General features: G+C 61.8%; 20 protein-coding genes. 6 read left to right on the top strand and 14 right to left on the bottom strand.

The window, feature by feature from the left end:
- Nucleotides 1–23: 23 nt before the first annotated feature.
- The 11 genes from ACVWSC_RS26030 to cbiE form a co-directional block, all read right to left on the bottom strand.
- Complete coding sequence (locus tag ACVWSC_RS26030; RefSeq protein WP_442110103.1) at nucleotides 24–2,087, bottom strand: TonB-dependent copper receptor; 2,064 nt, start codon at nucleotides 2,085–2,087, stop codon at nucleotides 24–26.
- A gap of 80 nt (nucleotides 2,088–2,167) precedes the next feature.
- Nucleotides 2,168–2,596, bottom strand: coding sequence for a DUF2946 domain-containing protein (locus ACVWSC_RS26025; RefSeq protein ID WP_442110101.1), 429 nt, complete (start codon nucleotides 2,594–2,596; stop codon nucleotides 2,168–2,170).
- 23 nt (nucleotides 2,597–2,619) lie between these two features.
- On the bottom strand, nucleotides 2,620–3,090 hold the full coding sequence (locus ACVWSC_RS26020) for a copper chaperone PCu(A)C (RefSeq protein ID WP_442110099.1): 471 nt from the start codon (nucleotides 3,088–3,090) through the stop codon (nucleotides 2,620–2,622).
- Nucleotides 3,091–3,137: 47 nt separating this feature from the next.
- Nucleotides 3,138–3,524 (bottom strand): DUF2946 domain-containing protein, encoded by a 387-nt coding sequence (locus tag ACVWSC_RS26015; protein WP_442110097.1) that lies wholly within the window; start codon nucleotides 3,522–3,524, stop codon nucleotides 3,138–3,140.
- A 216-nt stretch (nucleotides 3,525–3,740) separates the two neighbouring features.
- Nucleotides 3,741–4,598 (bottom strand): SPFH domain-containing protein, encoded by an 858-nt coding sequence (locus ACVWSC_RS26010; RefSeq protein WP_442110095.1) that lies wholly within the window; start codon nucleotides 4,596–4,598, stop codon nucleotides 3,741–3,743.
- Nucleotides 4,599–4,621: 23 nt separating this feature from the next.
- Nucleotides 4,622–5,059 (bottom strand): NfeD family protein, encoded by a 438-nt coding sequence (locus ACVWSC_RS26005; protein WP_442110093.1) that lies wholly within the window; start codon nucleotides 5,057–5,059, stop codon nucleotides 4,622–4,624.
- Nucleotides 5,060–5,184: 125 nt separating this feature from the next.
- Nucleotides 5,185–5,595, bottom strand: coding sequence for a type II toxin-antitoxin system tRNA(fMet)-specific endonuclease VapC (gene vapC / locus ACVWSC_RS26000; protein ID WP_442110091.1), 411 nt, complete (start codon nucleotides 5,593–5,595; stop codon nucleotides 5,185–5,187).
- The gene (vapB, locus tag ACVWSC_RS25995; protein ID WP_442110089.1) at nucleotides 5,595–5,825 is read right to left on the bottom strand and encodes a type II toxin-antitoxin system VapB family antitoxin; all 231 of its coding nucleotides are present in this window, start codon (nucleotides 5,823–5,825) and stop codon (nucleotides 5,595–5,597) included. The genes vapC and vapB overlap by 1 nt, the downstream gene beginning before the upstream one ends.
- 58 nt (nucleotides 5,826–5,883) lie before the next feature.
- Complete coding sequence (locus tag ACVWSC_RS25990) at nucleotides 5,884–6,615, bottom strand: cobalt-precorrin-6A reductase (RefSeq protein WP_442110087.1); 732 nt, start codon at nucleotides 6,613–6,615, stop codon at nucleotides 5,884–5,886.
- On the bottom strand, nucleotides 6,612–7,721 hold the full coding sequence (locus tag ACVWSC_RS25985) for a cobalt-precorrin-5B (C(1))-methyltransferase (protein ID WP_442110085.1): 1,110 nt from the start codon (nucleotides 7,719–7,721) through the stop codon (nucleotides 6,612–6,614). Before ACVWSC_RS25985 ends, ACVWSC_RS25990 begins: the two co-directional genes overlap by 4 nt.
- Nucleotides 7,714–8,925 carry a precorrin-6y C5,15-methyltransferase (decarboxylating) subunit CbiE gene (gene cbiE / locus ACVWSC_RS25980; RefSeq protein ID WP_442110083.1) on the bottom strand — a complete coding sequence of 404 codons (1,212 nt, stop codon included), beginning with the start codon at nucleotides 8,923–8,925 and terminating at the stop codon, nucleotides 7,714–7,716. Before cbiE ends, ACVWSC_RS25985 begins: the two co-directional genes overlap by 8 nt.
- Nucleotides 8,926–9,042: 117 nt before the next feature.
- Here cbiE and cobG point away from each other — a divergent pair, with 117 nt between their 5' ends.
- From cobG to ACVWSC_RS25950, 6 genes are all read left to right on the top strand, one after another.
- Complete coding sequence (gene cobG, locus ACVWSC_RS25975; RefSeq protein ID WP_442110081.1) at nucleotides 9,043–10,383, top strand: precorrin-3B synthase; 1,341 nt, start codon at nucleotides 9,043–9,045, stop codon at nucleotides 10,381–10,383.
- A complete protein-coding gene (locus ACVWSC_RS25970) occupies nucleotides 10,376–11,002 on the top strand; it encodes a precorrin-8X methylmutase (protein WP_133211149.1) in 627 nt (208 codons plus the stop codon). The genes cobG and ACVWSC_RS25970 overlap by 8 nt, the downstream gene beginning before the upstream one ends.
- A complete protein-coding gene (locus tag ACVWSC_RS25965; RefSeq protein ID WP_442114372.1) occupies nucleotides 11,002–11,733 on the top strand; it encodes a precorrin-2 C(20)-methyltransferase in 732 nt (243 codons plus the stop codon). Before ACVWSC_RS25970 ends, ACVWSC_RS25965 begins: the two co-directional genes overlap by 1 nt.
- Complete coding sequence (cobJ, locus tag ACVWSC_RS25960; protein ID WP_442110079.1) at nucleotides 11,733–13,433, top strand: precorrin-3B C(17)-methyltransferase; 1,701 nt, start codon at nucleotides 11,733–11,735, stop codon at nucleotides 13,431–13,433. The genes ACVWSC_RS25965 and cobJ overlap by 1 nt, the downstream gene beginning before the upstream one ends.
- 106 nt (nucleotides 13,434–13,539) lie before the next feature.
- Nucleotides 13,540–14,253 (top strand): hypothetical protein, encoded by a 714-nt coding sequence (locus ACVWSC_RS25955; RefSeq protein ID WP_442110077.1) that lies wholly within the window; start codon nucleotides 13,540–13,542, stop codon nucleotides 14,251–14,253.
- 71 nt (nucleotides 14,254–14,324) lie between these two features.
- Nucleotides 14,325–15,035 carry a hypothetical protein gene (locus tag ACVWSC_RS25950; protein ID WP_442110075.1) on the top strand — a complete coding sequence of 237 codons (711 nt, stop codon included), beginning with the start codon at nucleotides 14,325–14,327 and terminating at the stop codon, nucleotides 15,033–15,035.
- Here the strand turns inward: ACVWSC_RS25950 and ACVWSC_RS25945 are convergent.
- The 3 genes from ACVWSC_RS25945 to purD all read right to left on the bottom strand — a co-directional run bounded on the left by ACVWSC_RS25945 (nucleotide 15,020) and on the right by purD (nucleotide 19,876).
- Nucleotides 15,020–15,616: a MarC family protein gene (locus ACVWSC_RS25945; protein ID WP_442110073.1), complete on the bottom strand. Its 597-nt coding sequence runs from the start codon at nucleotides 15,614–15,616 to the stop codon at nucleotides 15,020–15,022. The genes ACVWSC_RS25950 and ACVWSC_RS25945 overlap by 16 nt on opposite strands.
- 57 nt (nucleotides 15,617–15,673) lie before the next feature.
- Nucleotides 15,674–18,445 carry a hybrid sensor histidine kinase/response regulator gene (locus tag ACVWSC_RS25940; protein WP_442110071.1) on the bottom strand — a complete coding sequence of 924 codons (2,772 nt, stop codon included), beginning with the start codon at nucleotides 18,443–18,445 and terminating at the stop codon, nucleotides 15,674–15,676.
- A gap of 135 nt (nucleotides 18,446–18,580) precedes the next feature.
- The gene (purD, locus tag ACVWSC_RS25935; RefSeq protein WP_442110070.1) at nucleotides 18,581–19,876 is read right to left on the bottom strand and encodes a phosphoribosylamine--glycine ligase; all 1,296 of its coding nucleotides are present in this window, start codon (nucleotides 19,874–19,876) and stop codon (nucleotides 18,581–18,583) included.
- Between the last annotated feature and the right edge of the window lie 101 nt (nucleotides 19,877–19,977).

The raw sequence follows: 19,977 nt of genomic DNA, 5'->3' as shown, positions 1-19,977 counted from the left end.
GGCGATCGCGCCCCGAGGGTGGATCAGAAGCTCAGGTCAACCTTGGTCCAGAGCGTGCGCCCTGGCTCATTGATGGCCTGTGGATCGCTTGCGGGGTAGCCGAAGCCGGCGTTGCCCGCCAGGTTCAGGTGTTCGGCATAAGCCTTGTCGAACAGGTTATCGACCCCCGCGCTGAGCTTGAGGTGCTTGCTGACCCGGTAGCTGCCATTGAGCGAGAACACCCCGAAACCTGCGCTTTTTTCATAATCTTTGCCGACTACGTTGCCGTAGTTCTCGGCGATGCGATTCTGCGCGGCGACCACCCGCCATAACGCCCCGGCACTCCAATCGTCACGGCTGTAGGTGAGCCCCAGGCGGCTCTCAAGGGGGGGCATCTGTGGCAGCGCTGTGCCATCACTGCTGTTCTTGCCCCAAGCGTAGGCCAGGGTTGCGTCAGCTTTCCAGTTCGAGGTCAGGTTATAGGCCGCCCCCAATTCGCCACCCATGATCCGCGCGTCGATGTTCTGTGCCCGCGAGCTGCTCATGCCCATCATGTTGGTGCGGTAGTCGAACAGGATGTAGTCGCGGACCTGGCCGACATAGCCCGAGGCCCAGGCCTGCAGGTCTTCGGTCTGGTACTGGATGCCAAAGTCCACTTGCGTGGTTTTCTCAGGCTTGATGCTGTCGAAGGCATTGACCGAACCGGCTGGCCCCGACTTGGGCGAAAACAGCTCCCAGTAATCCGGGAAGCGCTCGGCGTGGCCAAGGCCGACGTAGGTGGTGGCCGGGAGGTCAGCGAGGTCATGCTCGTAGCGAACAAAGCCACTGGGCAGGGTATCGGCACGGGTGTCGTCACGGGTGGCACTGGTTTCCCGGTAGTCTTTGGCCGAGGCGCGGTCCAGGCGTGCGCCAGTGATGACGCGGTCTTGATCGGCGGCATACCAGGTCAGCTCGGCAAACATGCCGTAGTTGTGGAAATCGGCGTCTTTGGTCCAGGGCATTTGCTTGTGCACGTCGATGCCCATGCCGCCGCGCTGACGGTGCTCGTTGGTCTGCGCATCAACGCCAGCGATCAACTGCAATTCGCTCCAACGCCAGGTGCCTTTTACCCGGCCGCCCAAGGTACGACGGTCAACGTTGCTGACCATCGGCGAACCCATCATGCCCATGCCCGAGGGCGTGCGCAGGGTGTAGTTGTCCATCACGTGGTCGGCGTAGTTGTAGTAGACCTGGGCCTCGAGCTTGTCCCACACCTCGCCGATGTTGGACTTTTCAAAACGCAGGCCCAGGCTTTCGCGCTTGAACTGCGAGCCGTCCATGCCACGCCCGGCGTAACGGGCTTCACCATCACCTTTGCCGGCGGTGAGCTCCACCAGGGTGTCGGCATCCGGTGTCCAGCCCAGTGCAACATCACCGTTCCACTTGTCCCAGCGCGACGGCACGGTGTCGCCATTGCCGTCTTCATAGTCATCGGAGTGTGACTGGTTGCCGACTACCCGCACATAACCCAGCTGGCCACCGGCAGCAGCGTCGACGAGCTTGTCGAAGCGGCCATTGGAACCGGTCAGCAGGCTGGCGTTGACCCGGCTACCGAGCTCGCCGAATTTCTCCGGGTCGCGGTCGAAGAGGATGGTCCCGGCAGATGCGCCCGGCCCCCAGATCACGCTTTGCGGGCCTTTGATCACGGTCAGCCGGTCGTAGGTTTCTGGCGAAATGTAGGAGGTGGGGGCGTCCATGCGGTTTGGGCAGGCGCCAAGCATTACGCCGCCATTGGTGAGGATGTTCAGGCGTGAGCCGAACATGCCGCGCAGCACCGGGTCGCCATTGGTGCCGCCAGCGCGGATCGCCGAGAAGCCTGGGATGGTTTTCAGGTAGTCGGCGCCATCGCTGGCCGGTACGGGTTGGCGTGGGTCTTTCGGGTTGGTGACGATGGTCAGCGGTGAACTGGGCGCGACCGCAGTGATGACCGTCGGGCTCAACTCATTTTGATCATGACGATGCTCCTCGTGCTCGCTGGCGGCCAGGGCCAGGGGGCTGAGCAAGGTGCCGCAGATCACGGCAAGGGTCCCGCGCAGGGACAAACGAAACACAGCAGTACAGCCGGACATAGTGATTCCAACATCGATCAGTCATAAGGGCGCAGTGGGCCATCGGCAGCGTGCCGAACCCACGAACGCAACAGGTGATTTCAGACGACGATGAAGGCAGGTGGCGCGCGGGTCAGGGCCCCGGGAAACACGGTGTGCCGGGCATAGCCCTGGCGGGTCAGGGTGATCAGTGTGCTGCTGGCAGGAGCCGCCTCGGTGTTCAGCAGGCTCAGGGCCTGGGGCAGGGCCGGGCAGTGGAAGAACAGGCTGCAGTAGCCGCACTTCTCCCAGATCACATGCAGCGAAGCGCTATCCGTGTGCTGGCCGTCGCTGTGGCAATCGGCACTGCTGTCCATCGCCATGCTCATGTTCATGTCTTTCGACATGGCACGGTGATCCATCGGCATCGACTGGGAAACCAGTGGGCCGATGAAGATCATCAACATGGCGAACAGGCTCAGCCAGCTGCCACGAACCCTTCTGGAGTCGGGGCGTGCGGGGCGGGAGCGGCTGCTGCGGGCGATGCTCATGGTGAGCAGCGTTCAGTCAGCGGTCAGTGGCTGTGCGCTTCACCTTCGGGGGCCTGCTTCTGCACGGCGACATCGACGGTGACGTCACCGGCTTTTTCGAAATGCAGGGTCATCGGGAAGCGTTTGCCGTCGCTGAGCAGGCTGCGGTCCTTGGGTTGCATCAACATCACATGGTAGGCACCGGGGGCGAACACCAGGTCTTTGCCTGCAGGTACTTCCACGCGTTGCACCTGCTGCATCTTCATCAGGCCGTCCTTGTGCACATGCTCATGCAACTGCACGTCGTCGCTGATCGGGCTATCGATGCTGAGCAGGGTGTCGGCGCTGCTGCCGTTGTTGTGAACGACAAAGTACGCAGCCACGTTGGGGGCGTTGGGCGGCAGTTCCTGCGACCACGGGTGGGCGATATGCAGGTCACCCTTGGTGTATTCGTGGGCGTTGGCAAAGGTGGCAGGCAGCAGCAGAGCGGCCAGCAGCAGGGCGTTTTTGAACATGGTGATTCTCCAGTCGATTCAGGTTCGCAACAGGCGGCGTCGTGAAGTCAGGCTAGAGGGGAGGCGCGCGGGTTCAGCGCTGGCCACAGTTGGCGTGGCGTCGGCTGATTGGCGACAAGCACGGCCTTGGGGCGGGCAAAGTCCTGGGTAGGCAACAGCAAGCGTGGAGGCTGCCCTGGCAATGCCAACAGTGGCGCGGCGCCGGAGCAACACCAGCAGTGTTGCATGGTCGAGTGGTCATCGTTTTGCCGGGTGCCGTCGGGCGAGCCGAGGGAAATGGCGATTAGCTTGGTGCCGCCGGTGGAGCAGAACGTACCCCAGAGTAGTTGTTCCGCCTGGCTTTTCGGCGCGGCGGCAGACAACGGCATGGCCAGCAGATTGAACAGCACTGCAAAGCAGGCAATCCAGGCATGGGCAAGCCGATGTGAGGGCATGGAAAGATCCGGTCAGGAATCGAGTGATGGCTATTTAGCCAGAGTTGAAAGTATATGTAAAAAACCCAGGCATGCGATGAAATGTCGCGGCGGCCTCTGTGGGAGCGGCGGTGCGGCGACCCGACTTGCCCCGCGATGCGATTTGTCAGCCACATCGCATCGCGGGGCAAGCCCGCTCCCACAGGGTATTACAGCAAGCCCACACACTCACTGTGATCAGACGGCTTTGTTGCGCCCCATCAGGCCGCGCACGGTTTCTTGCAGGTCGGCAGGCAGCACTACGACTTTGGCGTTTTCGCTACCCGCCAGGTTTTCCATGGCGCCGATGTAGCGTTCGCCCAGCAGGTACATGGCCGGGGTGATTTCGTTGCCAACGGCGTCTTTCACCAGGGAGATCGCGCGCGCCGAGGCTTCGGCCAGGTTGATCTGCGCTTCGGCATCCAGCTTGGCCGATTGCAGGCGTGCCTCGGCCTCCAGAATCGCAGCCTGCTTGGCGCCTTCTGCACGGGTGACATCGGCTTTACGCTCACGCTCGGCAGCGGCCTGACGCTCCATGGCCGACTGCATGTTTTCCGAAGGCTTGATGTCCTGGATTTCCACCGAACGTACCGTCACGCCCCAGTCTTCGGTCTGCTCCGACATCGCTTCGCGCAGGCGGGCCTTGATCTGTTCGCGGCTGGACAGCGCTTCGTCGAGGTCCATGGCACCGACAATGGCACGCAGCGAGGTCATGGTCAGGCTGGTCACGGCGTAGCTGAAATCCTGCACGCCGTACGCAGCTTTCTGCGGATCGACGACCTTGGCAAAGCACAGGGCGTTGGCGACGATCACCGCGTTGTCACGGGTGATGATTTCCTGTTGCTGCACATCGAGGATCATGTCTTTGGTCGGCAGGCGGTAGGCGACCACGTCCATGTAGGGAATGACGATGTTCAGGCCGGGCTTGAGGGTGGCCTGGTAGCGACCCAGGCGTTCGACGATCCACTCTTCGCCCTGAGGCACGATGCGTACCCCTTTGAACAGGGTAATGAGGACGAACGCGGCGAGTGTGCCGGCGACGATGAGGCTGGTCATGAGTCAAAGTTTCCTTGTGCTGATCAGGCCCGGGTAACCCGGGCAGTATTGCCTTCGATGGCAGTGAGGCGGACGCGCTCGCCCGAGGGGATGTCGGTATCGGCAATGCAGATCCATTCCTCGTTGCCGAGAATGGGCTTCTGGAAACGCACGCGACCCTTGTGGAACTCGGAGACGGCTGCAGTCAGCAGGCCGACCTCGCCGAGGACATTGTCAGCAGTCCAGCGGGTGTCCGGTTTCTTCTTGCGAAACACCTTGAACCACAGCAGCGTGGTGATCGACGACAGCACCACCCACAGCAGTACCTGCATGTCGAGCTGCAGGCTGGGCACCAGGTAGGCGATGAACGACACCAGCACCGCACCGATGCCGAACCAGAGAATAAAGAAGGTTGGTAATACGAGTTCCAGCACAACCAGGCCGAACCCGAATACCAGCCAGATCCACCATTGCATTTCCATATGGGCGAATTCTTTCAGGGAGGAACGGGCAGTGTAAGTCAGGGGGCGGCAGCTGGGGTAATCAGAAATATCTGATTATGGTGAAGGGATCGCGGGGCAAGCCCGCTCCTACGATGGTGATCCCGCTAATTGGCGGGGTTTAACCAGTCTTCCACACGTAGTCCAGGGACACGCAGGAACTCGCGCACATTGTTACTCACCAACACAAGCCCGAGCGAGCGGGCATGCCCTGCGATCATCTGGTCATAGGGCCCGATCGGTGTTCCGGCCTTGGCCAGTTCTGCGCGTAGCTGGCCACTGTGGGCTGCGGCATGACTGTCATAGTTGAGCACTTCAAGGCGCGCGGCAAAGCCTTCGACGACAGACAGGTTGCGCTCAGGCGCAGCGGATTTCTCTGCGCCGTAGATCAGCTCCATCAATGTGATGGTACTGATGCACAGTTGGCCGTGGCGGCGGTTGAACGCTTCGCGTACCTCGTGTGGCTTGTTCTTGAGGGTGAAGATACAAATGTTGGTATCAAGCATGTACTTGAGCATCAGAACCCTTCACGTTCCTGATCTTTAGGCTGCTCTCGCGAAACCATGAAGTCGTGGCTTGCACACTCGTCGTCGAACCAGCTGTCCCAGGTTTCACCGGCAGGCGAAATGATTCGGGTGCGGCCGATGGCGACCACATCCACACGCGTGATGTTCTCGGGAAAAGCGACGGATTTTGGCAAGCGGATAGCCTGGCTGCGATTGCTTTTGAAGACGGCACCTTGATCCATGGGGGCCTCCCTGGAAAGCATTAATGTATGTCCGAGTTTATGCTGGGTGCTGTATATGTCAATGGGATATACGCAGTGAATCAAGCGCAGCGCTCAAGGTATCGACGGTGAAAAATTCCCTGTCCACCACTGGCAACTCAGGCCGTTTCAGAATCAATACCGGCACCCCACGCTCACGCGCAACGTCGAGCTTGGGCTCGGTCGCAGCGCTGCCGCTGTTCTTGCTGATCAACACATCAATCTGCCGACGTTCAAACAGCCTGCGCTCGTCCTCAAGCAGGAACGGGCCGCGGGCGCCGATCACTTCGCAGCGTTCGTTACCGGGGCAGGCCTCCAGGGCGCGCAAGGTCCAGAACTGTTGCGGCGGGATCTCCTCCAGGTGCTGCAACGGCTCACGGCCAAGGGTGAACAGCGGGCGCTGAAACGGACGCAGGGCTTCGATCAGTTCGGCCCAGTCAGCCACTTCGCGCCAGTCATCACCGGCCTGCGCTTGCCACGCCGGGCGTCGCAGGGCCCAGCAGGGTACGCCGCTGAGCTGTGACGCGCGGGCGGCGTTGGCGCTGATTCGGGCGGCGTAAGGGTGCGTGGCGTCAATCAACAGGTCGATGTTCTCTGCGCGCAGATACGCCGCTAAACCCTCGGCACCGCCAAAACCACCGATCCGGACCTGGCAGTTCAGATCGCTGGGTACCCGGCCGATGCCGGCCAGGCTGTAGACATGCTCGGGGCCAAGCGTGCGGGCGATGGCCAGGGCTTCGGTAACTCCGCCAAGCAGCAAGATTCGAGTCATTTCCCACACTCTGTAGGAGCGGCGGCGTGGCCGACGATGCCGCCTTGGCGGTCGATGGCGAACACTTCTACTTGGACCTCGGGCGGCACCACGCTTTGTGCAAACGCCAACGCATGGGCACACACCGCATCACCCAAGGCAATACCGGCAGCACTGGCCAGGGCCAAGGCCTGCTGGCTGGTGTTGGCCTGGCAGATCGCCGCTTGCAGCTCGCTGTCGGCGCCGATGGCTGCCGCCCACTGCGCCAGTTGCGGCAGGTCGATGCTGGAGTGGCGGCTGTGCAGGTCCATGTGCCCGGCCGCCAACTTGCTGATTTTGCCGAAGCCGCCGCACAGGCTGAGTTTGTCCACCGGGACCTTGCGCAGGTGTTTGAGCACTGCGCCGACAAAGTCGCCCATCTCGATCAGGGCGATTTCCGGCAGGTTGTAGACCCGGCGCATGGTGTCTTCGCTGGCGTTGCCGGTGCAGGCAGCGATGTGCAGGTAGCCGTTGGTTTTCGCCACATCGATACCCTGGTGGATCGAGGCGATGTAGGCCGAACAGGAGAACGGTCGGACAATACCGCTGGTGCCCAGAATCGACAGGCCGCCAAGAATGCCCAGGCGCGGGTTCATGGTTTTCAGCGCCAGGCTTTCGCCATCCTGCACATTCACCGTGACTTCGAAGCCGCCGCCATAGCCACATTCTTCGGCCAGCCGTTGTAGGTGTTCGCTGATCATTCGCCGTGGCACCGGGTTGATGGCCGGCTCGCCCACCGCCAGCACCAGGCCTGGGCGGGTCACGGTGCCGACGCCTTTACCGGCGACAAAGCGCACGCCGGGCTCGGCCTGCAGGCGCACGCCACTGTAAAGCAGGGCGCCATGGGTAACATCCGGGTCGTCGCCTGCATCTTTGAGGGTGCCGGCCTCGGCTCCGTCTTCATGCAGGCGACAGAACTCCAGGCGCATCTGCACCTGTTTGCCTTTCGGCAAGGTGATCTCTACGGCGTCGCTGGCGCTGCCGGTCAGCAGCAGGCGGGCAGCGGCCAGGCTGGTGGCGGTGGCGCAACTGCCGGTGGTCAAACCGCTGCGCAGGGGGGCGGGGTGTTCCTGGGTCTCGTCACGCATCGGCGGGCTTGATCGCTTCTAGCAAGGTGATCGGCAAGGCCTGGCGCCAGGTGTCGAACTCACCCAATGGCTGGGCTTGGGCGATGTGGATGCGGGTCAGTTCGCCGCCATGCTGCTCGCGCCAGTTGACCAGGGTCAGTTCGCTTTGCAGGGTCACGGCATTGGCGACCAGGCGGCCGCCCGGACGCAGCTGTTGCCAGCACTGCTCAAGCACGCCTTCGCGGGTCACACCGCCGCCGATGAAGATCGCATCCGGGCGCTCCAGCCCAGCCAGGGCTTGCGGCGCACGGCCGCGAATCAGTTGCAGACCGGGCACGCCAAGGGCATCGCGGTTGTGCTCGATCAGCGCCTGACGGCCCTCATCGGACTCAATCGCCAGAGCGCGGCAACTGGGATGAGCGCGCATCCACTCGATGCCAATCGAACCGCTACCGGCGCCGACGTCCCAAAGTAGCTCGCCCGGCTGCGGTGCCAAACGCGCCAGGGTGATGGCGCGCACATCGCGTTTGGTCAGTTGGCCGTCATGCTTGAAGGCGCTGTCGGCAAGGCCGGCCAGCGGCGACAGGCGCGGCGCATCAGCACTGGCCTGGCACTCGATGGCGATCAGGTTCAAGGCGGCAACCTGTGTGTGCGGCCAGTGCTCGGCCGTGCCTTCAAGGCAGCGCTCGGTGCTGCCGCCCAGGTGTTCAAAGACCTGCAGGCGGCTCGGCCCAAAGCCACGTTCACGCAGCAGTGCCGCGACCGCTGCCGGGCTGCTGCCATCGTTGCTCAGTACCAGCAGGCGCACACCGCTGTAGAGATGGGCATTGAGCGCGGCCAGCGGACGCGCCACCAGCGACACTGTGATGACTTCCTGCAACGGCCAGCCCAGGCGCGCGGCGGCCAGCGCACAGGAGGAGGGCATCGGCAGTACATTCAGCTCATGCGCATCGAGCTGACGTGCAAGGCTGGCGCCGACGCCGAAGAACATCGGATCACCACTGGCCAATACACACACCGGCTCACCGCGCAGGGCCAGCACCGGGCTCAGGGAAAACGGACTGGGCCACAACAGGCGCTCGCCGCCGATGCAGCGCGGCAGCAAATCGAGCTGGCGCTGGCTGCCGAACACCCGCGAAGCACCCAGCAGCGCCCGCCGGGCATTCTTGCCCAGGCCACTGAAACCGTCTTCACCGATACCTACTACTGTCAGCCAGGGCGACATGTGTTTTCCTCAATACCCAGCAATCCGACCGGCAGGCTTTTCATGCCTTCGGACAAAGCAGGCATAATACCGCGCCTTCTACACTGAAGTGCCTTTTCACGATTGTCGGGTGACCTTTTGAACCAGCCTGTAACAGCCCACCAACCCCAGGTTTCGCTGCGCCCCTCGGCCTGTCCGGGGTTGCTGCGTATCGTGCAGGCGAAGGATGGTGGTATCTGTCGGATCAAGCTGGCCGGCGGCGTGCTGACGGCTGATCAGGCCGATGCCGTCGCCGCTGCAGCCGAGCGCTTTGCCGCCGGGGAGATTGAAGCCACCAACCGTGGCAATCTGCAGATCCGCGGCATTGGCAGCGATCAGGCCGGGCTTATCGCCTGCTTGCTGGCGGCAGGCCTGGGCCCGCGTGATGCGGCGGGCGATGATGTGCGCAACTTGATGCTCAGCCCGGTAGCAGGGCTTGATCCCTCGATGCTGTTCGACACCCGGCCGTTGGCGCAGACGCTGTTGCAAGCGTTGGAAACCACCCCGCACCTGCATCAGCTTTCGGCCAAGTTTGCTGTGCAAGTAGATGGCGGCGAGGCCATGGCGATGCTTGAGCATCCACATGACCTGTGGCTCAGCGCGTTGCAACTGGAGGGCGAAGTGTTTTTGGCCTTCGGCCTGGCAGGTTGCCCGGCCAGCGATTCACCGTTGGGCGCGGTGCCGGTTGCGCAGGGCCATGCGTTGGTGCTGGCCGTGCTCAACCGCTTCCTCGACTTGGCCAAGCCGGAACAAACGCGGATGCGCCAGCTATTGGCCGAACATTCGCCAGAGCACTTTATCGCCGGGCTCGGTTTGACCCTCCGCCGCGATCCAACCGTGCTCCAGTGGCGCCGTGCGGCAACGCCAGGCAGTGCCTATTTGGGGCAGTTCGCACAACGCCAAGCGGGCCTGAACGCCGTCGGTGGTGCTGCGCCGCTGGGGCGCTTGAGCCCGAGCATGTTGCGTGGTGCCGCCCAACTGGCCCGCCAGTGGGGCGATGGCAGCCTGCGCATGACGCCTTGGCAAAGTGTGCTGCTGCCCAACATCCCCGAACAGCACGTGGCCACGGTGACCGGTGGACTGACGCATCTGGGCCTGCTGTGCTCGGCCACTGACCCGCTGGCCCGCCTGGTGGCGTGCACCGGTTCCAGTGGCTGCGCCAAGGCCCAGGCTGAAACCAAGGGCGATGCCCGCCACTTGGCCACGTTAATTACCCGCGGTGGCGCCCCGGCCAGTGTGCACCTGAGCGGTTGTTCGCGCTCCTGTGCCATGGCCCATGTTGCCCCGCTGACCCTGTTGGCTCAACGCCCGGGGCACTATGACTTGTACCAGCGTGACCCAGCGCAGCCAGGATTTGGCCAGCTGCGCGCACGCAACCTCACATTGAAAGAAGCTGGCGCACTGCTAGACGCCTGCTCACGGAGCCCCCTTGATGATTGATTACATCCGCGATGGTCAGGAGATCTATCGCAATTCCTTCGCGATCATTCGAGAGGAAGCCCGGCTCGATCGAATTCCTGCCGACCTGGAAAAGCTTGCGGTACGCGTAATTCACGCCTGCGGCATGGTCGACGCGATCGATGGCCTGCAGTTCTCGCCAGGTGCTGGCAAGGCCGGGCGTGATGCCCTGGCCGCTGGCGCGCCGATTCTGTGCGATGCGCGGATGGTCTCCGAGGGCATCACCCGCGCACGCCTGCCGGCGAATAATCAGGTGATTTGCACGCTGCGCGATGAGCAGGTGCCAGCGTTGGCTCAGGAGTTGGGCAACACCCGTTCGGCGGTGGCACTGGAGCTGTGGCGCCCTTATCTGGAAGGCAGCGTGGTGGTGATCGGCAACGCCCCGACCGCACTGTTCTACCTGCTGGAAATGCTTGATGCAGGTGCACCGAAACCGGCGCTGATTCTCGGCTTTCCGGTGGGCTTTGTCGGCGCTGCCGAGTCCAAGGCAATGCTCGCGGCTGACAGCCGTGGCGTGCCCTTCGTGATCATGCAGGGGCGTCTGGGCGGTAGCGCCATGGCGGCGGCTGCGGTCAATGCCCTGGCCACGGAGGTCGAATGATGCAGGCTCGTGGACGTTTGCTGGGCCTGGGTGTCGGCCCTGGCGATCCGGAACTGATCACCGTCAAAGCCCTGCGCCTGCTGCGCGAAGCGCCGGTGGTGGCGTACTTCGTTGCCAAGGGTAAGCGCGGCAATGCCTTCGGTATCATCGAAGCCCATTTGCAAGACGCGCAAACACTGTTGCCGTTGGTGTACCCGGTGACCACTGAAGTGCTGCCTGCGCCGCTGTCCTATGAACAGGTGATCAGCGACTTCTACGACGCTGCCAGTCTGGAGGTTGCCGCCCACTTGGACGCTGGCCGTGATGTGGCGGTGATCTGCGAAGGTGATCCGTTCTTCTATGGTTCCTACATGTACCTGCACGACCGGCTCGCCGAGCGTTATGACGCCGACGTGATCCCGGGTGTCTGCTCGATGCTCGGTGGCGCTTCGGTGCTGGGTGCGCCGCTGGTGTATCGCAACCAGAGCCTGTCGGTGCTGTCGGGTGTGCTGCCCCACGACGAGCTCAAGCGTCGTCTGGCCGATGCCGATGCTGCGGTCATCATGAAGCTGGGGCGTAACTTCCCCAAGGTTCGTCAGGTGCTGACTGAACTCGGCTTGGCCGAGCGCGCCTTGTACGTGGAGCGCGCGACCATGGCCAACCAGAAGATCGTCGCCCTGGACGAGGTTGATCCGCAGTCGTCGCCGTACTTCTCGCTGATCATCGTTCCGGGTGAGAGGTGGCAAGGGTGATGGCGCGCAAAGCCCCGGCCATCGTCATTCTTGGCGCCGGCAGCCTGGCCACTGCCCGCAAGATCCAACAGATTTACCCGGACGCCTTGATCCATGGCCTGCACGGCCGGGTCGAGGGCGTTGACTGCAGCTATCAGGAGTTCGGCGCCACCGTGCGTCAGCTCTACCAGCAAGACACGCCGATCATCGCCTTGTGCGCGGCCGGCATTGTTATTCGCACCCTGGCCAGCCTGTTGCTGGAAAAGGGTGTCGAGCCCGCCGTTCTGGCCGTGGCCGAAGATGGCAGTGCGGTGGTGCCCTTGTTGGGTGGCCTGAGTGGGGTCAATGTCATGGCCCGGGAAATCGCTGCAGGCCTGGGTGTGGCGGCGGCCATCACCACCAGTGGCGAGCTGCGCTTTGGTACCTGCCTGCTCAATCCACCGAGCGGCTATGCGCTGGCTGATCTGGAACTGGGCAAGCGTTTTGTCAGTGACCTGCTTGCTGGTGAGTCGGTGCGCATCGACGGCGAGGCGCCCTGGCTGGCTCAGGCGCAACTGCCGCACAGCGACCAGGCACACCTGGCCATTCACGTCGGCAGTGACTTGCGCGACGCGTCGGCCAATGAGCTGGTGATCTATCCGCGCTGCGTCATGGTTGCTGTTACCACCGTCGAGCCTGAGCTGGCGAACGTGGTGCGCGATGCGTTGAAGCGCGCGCGCATCGCCGAACCGGCGTTGGCCTGCGTGGTGGCCAGTGAGACGTTGATGGCCGATGCTGGCCTGCACGCGGCGGCGGCCGAGCTGGGTGTGCCATTGCGGTTTTCGCCACACGCAGGCAACGCGAGCACGCTGGCGGCCGAGGCATTGCCGCAGTTGTTGCCTGCGCACGCCGTTACCGAGGGGCTGGCCATTGTGGTGTCGAGCCAGCCGATTGAACCGTTGCACATCGGTCGTGCCCGTGGCCGCCTCGCGGTGATCGGCCTGGGACCGGGCGCTGCCGAGTTCATGGTGCCAGCGGTCAAAGCGGAACTGGCGCAAGCCAACGATATCCTCGGCTACGAAACCTACGTGCGCATGGCCGGGCCGTTGCGCGCCGACCAGGTGGCGCACTGCACCGACAACCGCGAAGAAATGCAACGCGCCCGGCATGCCTTTGAACTGGCTGCCGAGGGCCGCTCGGTAGTGGTGGTGTCTTCCGGTGACCCGGGTGTGTTTGCCATGGCGGCGGCGGTGCTTGAAGCCTTGCACGAGTCCAGCGATCCGCGCTGGCATGCGGTTGACTTGCAGGTGCTGCCCGGGGTTTCCGCGTCGCTGGCCACCGCGGCGCTGGCCGGAGCGCCCTTGGGCCATGATTTCTGTGTGTTGTCGCTGTCGGACAACCTCAAGCCTTGGTCGATCATTGAAAAACGCCTGGACCTGGCTTGCCAGGCCGACCTGGCGTTGGCGTTCTACAACCCTATCTCGCGTTCCCGGCCCTGGCAGTTGGGGCGCGCGCTGGAAATCGTTCGCCAGCATCGCGCAGGGACGACGCCGGTAGTCCTTGGACGCGATGTCGGCAGGCCAGGCCAGACCCTGCGCGTGCTGACGCTGCAGGCGCTGACAGCGGAAGACGTCGACATGCGCACCATGGTGCTGGTCGGATCGTCCACCACCGTTGCCTTTGAGCGCCCTGGGCATCAGCCGTGGGTTTACACCCCGCGTTGGTATGGAGAAAAACCCTGAGCTGCGAGGGGTAGGTTTCTCTGTGCCCATCAGTTATTCGGTTGATCAATATAAGGGGGGGCCAGAGTGCAGGCCCCCCTTTCATATCGATCAAGGAAGAACAGTCATGGGCGAGATCCAGACATTAGAAAACAAACTTGAAGTAAGTAATGGCGACCTGCTGGTATTCATCGGCATGTCGAAAGAGAACACTGACGCCCTCTATTACAGTCACCTGTTCAGTTCGCTGGCTGCTTCGGCAGAGTATTTCCCAACGACTGAAAGTGAGGATTGGTTCAAGGCTTACGTGCTAACGATGCAGACCTGCGGTTGGTTGCCAATCAAGTTTAAACAAGTCAACGAACACGCTATTTCGCAGAGCTTGTCGGTCGATAAATTACTGGTCAAGGGCGTACAAATGGCCCTGTCGTTCGCTACTGGCGGGGCTTCAGCGGGCGCCGCAGTCATGGATGTTGCCAGTGATGCGATCGACACCCTGGCCGAAAGCCCCGACGCCATCAAGTTGCTCGAGCGTGACAATAAGGGAAAAGATGGCATAGCGCTGAACATGGCCGTGTGTAAAGAGTTTCCCACCGGTGAAGTCGTGCTTAGCGTCGGTTGTGTGCAAAGTGATGAAGCCCCACCAAGCACAAATAACTTGCTGTTTTTTGAATGGAGCTCCAGTCACTCCAAAACCTACACCGGCGCTGCGGCGTTGGCCTTCCATCGCAGCCTGTATGACCAGATCAAGGATACGTTGATCTTGCGCGTAGGCGAACGGAGCAAGCATGAAGTGATTAACAAGCCAATCACGCCTAAACAACGTGTCAAGCCAGCCTAAACAAAGATCGCATTACCGTAGGTACCGGTGACGGGTTGTCGGTGCCAGTGGTTTGCTCGGGGAGTCTATGTATGAGCGCGCACCGTTTTTCTGTCGTACTGTCTGGTAATTGCTTGCTGTTGCTGTCTGCAGAGCTTGAAGAGGGTCAGCGCCGTGATGTGCTCGACGCTCATTTGTTTGCCTGGCTGAATGCCTCGTCCGAGTTCTGGTTGCTCGGTGAGAACGAACAGTGGCATGGCACCTACATGGACAGGCACACTGAACTAGGGTGGGTGATCAGCACATTTGCTCACAAGCGCATGTGTGACCGGGCGCTTGTGGCCAACACCGCGCTGGACATTGCCTGGAATGAGCTGGCGACGTTGGTGCCTGCAGCGTTGCTACCGGCCTTGTATGATAGCCGGCGGATGCTTGAAGCGTTGCCGCCGCTGCATCCAGCCTTGCAGCTGTTGAACACAGAGGCTCTGGAATCTGCGAAATGTGCAGAGGGTGAGCACATTGATCGCCTGGCGTTCGAGGTTCGGGTGGTCCTTCCGGGGCTGCGGGTGTTGGTCAGTAGCCTGTCCCTGGAAACGTGCCAGTCGTTGTCGGGGCAATGGATGACTCAAACGTTGCATGCAGAGGCAATCAAGCGCCTGGTGACAAGGCGATTTGCAGGCGACCTGTTCGAGGGCGTTTTTGCCGGGCTCAGAGGCATTCTCCAGGAGCGGCTTGAGCCGCTTCGGTCCACGTATCTCGTGCCTGTGAATGCGGCAAGCAAGGCCGACTACAAGTTCAAGTAACCCTTGATCCCGCTGAAGATGATCTGCGCGGCAAGGGCACAGACGAACAGCCCCATCAGGCGGCTGACAATCTGCAAGCCCTGTTCGCCGAGAATGCGTTCGATGCGGTGTGAGAGAAACAACACCAGGCCAACGGTAAAGCTGGCCAGGGCAATACCGACGATGGCCAGCAACTTGTCATCCCAGTGCGGTTGGCTGACGCCCATGACCAACAGCGCACCAATGGTTCCGGGGCCGACGGTCAGGGGAATGGTCAGCGGTACGATGGTGACATCTTGCTGGACACTGTCAGGCTGCACCGCCGACTTGCCCTGCGCCATGCCCAGTGCAGAAATGAACAGCACGCTACCGGCGCCAATACGAAACGCGTCGGTGGTGATGCCAAATATGCCGAAGATGGTGCGGCCAAACAGATACAGCAACACGCTGGCCACCAGCGCTGCAATGGCGACCCGCCAGGCAAGCTGTTTACGCTCCTTGGTGGAGTGGCCGCGGGTCAGGCTGATAAAGCAGGAAAGCACAAAGAACGGGCTGTAGAGCACGAGCATGTTCAGGTAGACGCTGAATAACTCATGGAGCATGGTCGAGGCTCACTACTGCTGAGGGTAGAACAGCAAGTGTATCAGGGCTCTGGCAGATTACGGGGTCGGCACCTGAGTGGTTTGCGTTTCTCGTTGGGCAACCCAGTATTCGATCAATTCGCGCAGCTGTGACAGCTCGACCGGTTTGGCCATGTGGCCGTCCATGCCGGCCAGGCGCGCACGCTCTTTGTGTTCGGCCAGAATGTGTGCGGTCAAGGCTACCACTGGCGTGCGCTTGCGCTGGTTGCTGACTTCCCAGGCACGGAACTGCTGGGTGGCGGAGAAACCATCGAGCACTGGCATTTCGCAGTCCATCAACACCAGGTCGTATCGTTGCGCCTTCATCGCCTTCAGGGCTTCTTCACCGTTGCTGGCGGTGTCGGGCTCAAGGCTGAGTTTACCGAGCATGCCGCGGATCACTTTGGTCGAGATGCTGTTGTCTTCAGCGACCAGAATGCGGAAATCACTAGGCAGGTTCAGCGGTGCGCCGAGGTTGGTCGGTGGCGGGGCGAACGGCTGGTCTTTGCTGCGCTGGGCCAGTTCATCGGCCAGGGTAGTCTTGAGGGTGTAGCCTGCCACCGGTTTGGCCAGAATGCGTTTGACCCCAGCGTTGCGCGCAATGACTTTGCTCGGCGCATTGCTGATGCCGGTGAGCATGATCAGCAGAATGTCGTGGTTCAGGCTGGGGTCTTCTTTGACCTTGGCCGCCAGTTGCATACCGGTCATGCCGGGCATGTTCTGGTCGAGCAGCACCACATCGAAGTAATCGCGCAGGTGCGCCTTGGTGCGTAGCAACGCCAGGGCTTCTTTGCCCGAAGGCACGGCGCTGACGTTCATGCCCCAGGCGCTGCACTGTTGCACCAGGACTTTGCGGCAGGTGTCGTTGTCGTCCACCACCAGCACCCGGGCGCCGCGCAGTGGGCCGTCGAGGTCGGCGGGGGGCTGTTCCAGGCGCTGTGGGTCCAGTGGCAGGGTCATCCACAGCGTATTGCCCAGGCCGTGGCTGGTCTTGATACCGAATTCACCCTGCATCAGGCTGATCAGCTGTTTGGCGATGACCAGGCCCAGGTGCCCGCCCAGCTTGTTGCTGGAAAGGAAGTGCTTACTGTGCAATTCGGCCTGCAGCAGCGCTTCGCGCTCACCGGGCGACATGGGTTCACCGCTGTCTTGTACGGCAATGCGCAGGCGCGGCGCGCTGCCGCGTTGGTCGAGTGCTACCACCAGGAGGATTTCGCCCTGTTCGGTTTTCTTCAGGGCGTTTTCCAGCAGGCTGAGCATGGCCTGACGCAGGCGCGTAGGGTCACCGCTGATAACCCGTGGCACTTGTGGCTGGGTGAAACTGATCAGCTCGATGTTCTGCTGTTCGGCCTTGGCGCGGAAAATACTCAGGCAGTCTTCGATCAAGGCGTTGAGGTCAAACTGCACATCGTCCAGCTCGATTTGTCCGGACTCAAGCTTGGAAATGTCGAGAATCTCGTTGATCAGCGTAAGCAGCTCGTTGCCGGCGCTGTGGATGGTCTGCACGTAGTCGCGCTGCTTTACCGACAACGGCGTGCCGAGCAGCAATTCCGTCATACCCAGCACGCCGTTCATGGGCGTGCGGATTTCGTGGCTGATCTTGGCCAGGAACTCGGCTTTGGCATTGATTTCGGCGTTGCTGGCGGCCAGTTCGCAACTGGCACTGAAGCGCTCTTCACTGATTCGGCGCAGACGCTCGCTGACCGACAGGTTAAGCAGCAAACCGCAGAAGCTGGTCAGCCCGAGCAGAATGAACAACAACAATTGTGTGGGTGTGCGGGTCAGCCCCAACAGGGCGGGCAAAACCACCAGGCAGCCGACGTTGAAGGCCAGCATCGACAGGGCAAACAGGCGCGCAGGTTCATAACCCTTGTACCAGTAGTAACTGGAGACCAGCAGCATGGTGACGCTGCCCAGGGCGAACAGGGCATAGGTCATCAGGTTCAGCGGCAGGGTATCGACGAACAGCAAGATCAGGCCGAACAGTCCGATAAGGATCATTTCGGCCTGCAACAGACGGTTCAGGCGCGGTTGTTCGCAAGGGCGGAAAAAGCGCAGGGTGAAAGTCAGCCCGGCCAGGCTCGCCAGCAGCGCAGTAAGGTACGCAGCAGGCGTTTGCGCCGAATGCCAGAGGCTCCACCACGGGCCACTGAGGTTCAGCAGAATCAGGGCGCTGAGCATCATCAGGCCGTGATAGAACGCCAGGCTCAGGCTGGTGCCGGAACGCGAATAGGCGAAGCGGATGAAGTTGTGCAGCATCAACATCAGCAAGCAGCCAAACAGCAGGCCGAACATCAGGGTCTGGCGCTGATCGGCGGCAACCTGGGTAGCGTTCTCCAGGGTAATGCTGGGGCGCAATTGATGTTCGGACACCAGGCGCAGGTAGATGTCCAGCGTATGCGTACTGTTGGGCAGGGCCAGTTGGTGATCGCTGCTGCGTACGCTCGATTCGCCGCTTTCGTTGGGGCGACCGTTGTGAATGTGTCTGATCAGCTGATCGCCATCGAGGGCGTACAGATCAAGACGGGAAAGATCTGGGGCGAACACCCGTAGCAGTTGTTCATGCTGGCCGGGTTCGAGGCGGTAATGCAGCCACAATGCCTGGTCGGGCGTAGCGGCATCGAGCTGGTTCAGCTGGATCGGGCTGAATTGGTTGCGATAGCGATCGGAGCGCACGTCGCTGAGCTGCAGGTTGGCCTGTTCGTCGAGCAAAACCGCCCAGCCACTGCCATGTTCGGCGGTCGCCGGAAACAGGCAGAGTAAGGTCAGCAGACTGACGGTGAGACCAATGGCGATCCTGAGCCAACGCACGACGAGATCCTTTCTTAGCAAAGTGCCGAATGGTAACTATGCGCGGCGCCCCCAGCCAATGGCAAGGCCCATGATGGACCCTGCCATTGAGCCGTAAGCAGGACGCCAGCGGCGTCACTGCTTGCGGGGGTTTTGTTACTGTTGATGTTCACCGCGTTCGCGAGCAATGGCGCGATAGCCAATGTCTTTACGGTAAAAACTGCCTTCCCAGTTGATCTCGGCAGCCAGGCGATAGGCCTGCTGTTGCGCGGCTTCAACGGTTTCACCCAGGGCGGTGGCACACAGAACCCGGCCGCCTGTGGCAACGACCTGGCCATCTTTGAGCGCGGTACCGGCATGGAAGACTTTACCGGTCAGCTTGGCTGCAGCGTCCAGGCCGTTGATGGCAGCGCCTTTGCTGTAATCGCCAGGGTAACCACCGGCTGCCAGGACAACGCCCAGGCTAGGCTGCGGGTTCCACTGCGCTTCAACCTTGTCCAGCGCCTTGGCAAACGCCGCTTCGATCAACAGCACCAGACTCGACTCCAGGCGCAGCATGACGGGCTGGGTTTCCGGATCACCGAAACGGCAGTTGAATTCGATGACTTTCGGGTTGCCCGCTTTGTCGATCATCAGGCCGGCATACAGGAAACCGGTGTAGACGTTGCCTTCTTCAGCCATGCCGCGCACGGTTGGCCAGATCACCTGGTCCATGACGCGCTGGTGAACGTCGGCAGTCACTACCGGTGCCGGGGAGTAGGCACCCATACCGCCGGTGTTCGGGCCGGTATCGCCGTCGCCGACACGTTTGTGGTCTTGGCTGGTGGCCATCGGCAGCACGTTGTGGCCATCGACCATGACGATGAAGCTGGCTTCTTCGCCGTCGAGGAACTCTTCGATGACGACACGCGAACCGGCTTCACCGAAGGCATTGCCGGCCAGCATGTCGCGCACGGCGTCTTCGGCTTCGCCGAGGGTCATCGCCACGATCACGCCTTTACCGGCGGCCAGGCCGTCGGCCTTGATCACGATCGGTGCGCCTTTTTCGCGCAGGTAGGCCAGGGCCGGTTCGATTTCGGTGAAGTTCTGGTAGTCGGCGGTCGGGATCTTGTGCCGGGCCAGGAAATCTTTGGTGAAGGCTTTCGAGCCTTCCAGCTGAGCGGCGCCTTTGGTTGGGCCGAAGCAGTCCAGACCGCGGCTGCGGAACAGGTCGACGACACCGGCGACCAGCGGGCCTTCCGGGCCGACGATGGTCAGCGCGACGTTTTTTTCTGCGAAGTCGGCCAGTTGCTCAAGGGCGGTGACGTCGATAGCGACGTTCTCGCATTTGGCTTCGGTGGCCGTGCCAGCGTTGCCCGGGGCGACGAAGACTTTCTCGACGCGCGGGTCTTGGGCGACTTTCCAGGCCAGGGCGTGTTCACGACCGCCGCTACCGATAATCAAAACATTCATGTCAAAACCTCGATGACGCTAATTCGGATGATGCTGGTAGGTTTGGCGGTGGGAGCGGACTTGCCCCGCGATTGCGGTGCATCAGTGTAATCGCTTCGCGG

The organism is Pseudomonas sp. NUPR-002, from assembly GCF_056322725.1.
This window is presented reverse-complemented; position numbering and strand designations above follow the sequence as displayed.